1 protein-coding gene is annotated in these 2,421 nt (G+C 32.1%); it reads left to right on the forward strand.

Annotated elements, in window-relative coordinates:
- Positions 1-444: 444 nt before the first annotated feature.
- On the forward strand, positions 445-1,980 hold the full coding sequence (locus F6K22_RS38740; protein ID WP_293110245.1) for a CPBP family intramembrane glutamic endopeptidase: 1,536 nt from the start codon (positions 445-447) through the stop codon (positions 1,978-1,980).
- The last annotated feature ends 441 nt before the right edge of the window (positions 1,981-2,421 follow it).

Below are 2,421 nucleotides of genomic sequence, written 5' to 3' on the forward strand. Positions count from 1 at the left end.
TGCCTACAAACATGAATTTTTATTCAACAAAATATTCTAATTCAAAGACAATCGCTCATATTCAGGAATTTTTCTGTGGAGAAATACCAGAAATATTTTCATCCTGTGAAGCCTCAACAAATGCTTGCTTTTCCCTCATCAAGTCTTTCTATCTATAACTCTTCAGTGGAAAACCACAAATATTTTCATTCTCGAAAGCTCCTGAAAAAAACAAGAGTCAAAAGTAATTGTATGGTCTGAAAATTTTTACGCTACAGTAATTTCAGTATATCATTTCATATAATATAGAGTTTCTCATACTTTTGAGGTAGAGTAATTTTTCTATCTATTTTTTCTTCCCTAAAACAAACGAATTTTGTACCTTACCAGTATGAAAATTGCTATGGGAGTGAAACTAATTGTGAGATATTTAAACTGAAATGGTATTTAGTTACGGAGATATTAATGACAATTAAAAAGTTAATTTTAAGTATTCTGACTATTGTAGCGATCGCTTTTCTTAGTTTTTCTTTAATTAGTAGTGTAACTCAGCCACAAATTCAAAGTCGTCTGGAGTTATATCAGACAAATTTATTGTTGCACGCTGCGGAATGGGAACCTAAAGATTTAGACAGTAAAAATTTTAATCTAGCTAGTCAAGCTTTGATTGGTAATGATTCTTATCAAGCTGGATTAATACAATACAAAAATGCTCGTGAGTCTGCTCAAAAACAACTGGAAAAACAAGAAAATAAATTACAAAATTTGCCTTTAGAAGAGCAGATATCGGCACAAAATAAACAGTTAAATCAGAATATAAATGAGTTAAAAAATCTGATTAATGAATTTGATATTAATATTGGTATCTTGCAAGTACAAAAAAATCAAGTAAATGAAGCCAGGCAAAGTTGGCAAAATTTAACTGAGTCAGAAACAGCAAATCAACCTTTAGGAGAAACAGCAAAAATTTTAGCAGAAATATGGAGTAAACCAGCCAAAATTTTACCTAATGCAGAAGCTTTAATTCAACAAAATTTAGATGGATGGTTTCGCTATCGTGCTTTAAAAGAATTATACAAATTACAGGAAAGACAGGAAGCTTTAGCTGAACTACAAAACCAAGAACAAGAAATAGCAGAACAAGCAGTATTAAAGTTAGCTATTATTGCTGGTGTGCCGGGAATGGGATTAGTATTCGGAGTAGGATTACTGATATTTTTAGGAGTGCAATGGTTAATTTCTGGAAAGGAATCTTTATTATTAAAAAATGCCGATATACCTTGGGAAGTAAGTTGGGATGGTGAAACAATTTTACAAGTATTTGTCGTAGGGTTTTTCTTGGTCGGACAAATTATGATTCCTTTGGGATTAGAGATTTTTAAAAGTTTCACAAATTGGCAACCTGCAATGATGGGAGTTAGGGTACAAGCAGGATATATTCTTGGTACTTATATTTTGTTTTCTCTAGGCGGCTTCTTAGTATTGTATTTATCATTAAAGTCATTTTTTCCCTTGCCGGAAGGTTGGTTTAAATTTGATTTACGCGGTGGTTGGTTTTTCTGGGGTTTAGGTGGTTATTTTGTAGCTTTGCCAATGGTAATTTTAATATCTCTAATTAATCAACAATTATGGCAAGGTCAAGGTGGCAGTAATCCAATTTTACCTATTGCTTTAAACGGGCAAGATGGATTAGCTTTAGCTCTATTTTTTGTGACAGCTTCTATTGCTGCACCAGTTTTTGAAGAGATTATGTTTCGCGGATTTTTGTTACCTTCTTTGACAAAATATCTGCCTATTTGGGGAGCAATTGTCGCAAGTAGTTTTTTATTTGCTCTGGCTCATTTGAATATTTCTGAAGTGCTACCTTTAGCAGTTTTGGGAATAATTTTAGGAATAGTTTATACCAGGTCTCGTAATCTTTTATCTTCTATGTTATTACATAGTTTATGGAATAGTGGAACATTATTAAGTTTGTATATTTTGGGAAGTATAAATTCTTAATATAGTAGGGAATAGGGAACAGGGAACAGGGAAGAGTTGACAAACTTCTTCCTTCCTCCTTCTTCCTTCTTCCTATTCTTTTTCTGTTATTAACCTGAATTTCACATTATATAGTAGGGAAAAGGGAACAGGGAACAGTTGACAAACTTCTTCCTTCCTCTTTCTTTCTTCTTCCTGTTCTTTTTCTGTTATTAACCTGAATTTCACATTTTCAATAGTTTAAAATTAAGATAGACAGGCAAATATTTTATTTTTTCAAGAACTACAGGAGGGTTAAATGGTAAATTTAGGCTTTAGTTTCGCGTGTTTGACTAGGGCTTTTAGATGTATTAATAGCCTTATTTTGTTTTATTTTTACTTTAGTAATGATTCTGAATGAACCGCAGAAAAAATCATCCGATAGAAAAGCTTTTGATATTATTCAATTAGTTTTTGTTCCGA

This window comes from Okeania sp. SIO2F4 (assembly GCF_010672385.1).
In the GTDB taxonomy this organism is placed as follows: Bacteria; Cyanobacteriota; Cyanobacteriia; order Cyanobacteriales; family Microcoleaceae; genus Trichodesmium.

What these genes read in the sequence shown, in the direction of transcription:
- F6K22_RS38740 (WP_293110245.1), top strand. Translation starts at nt 445, where the DNA reads ATGACAATTAAAAAGTTAATTTTAAGTATTCTGACTATTGTAGCGATC.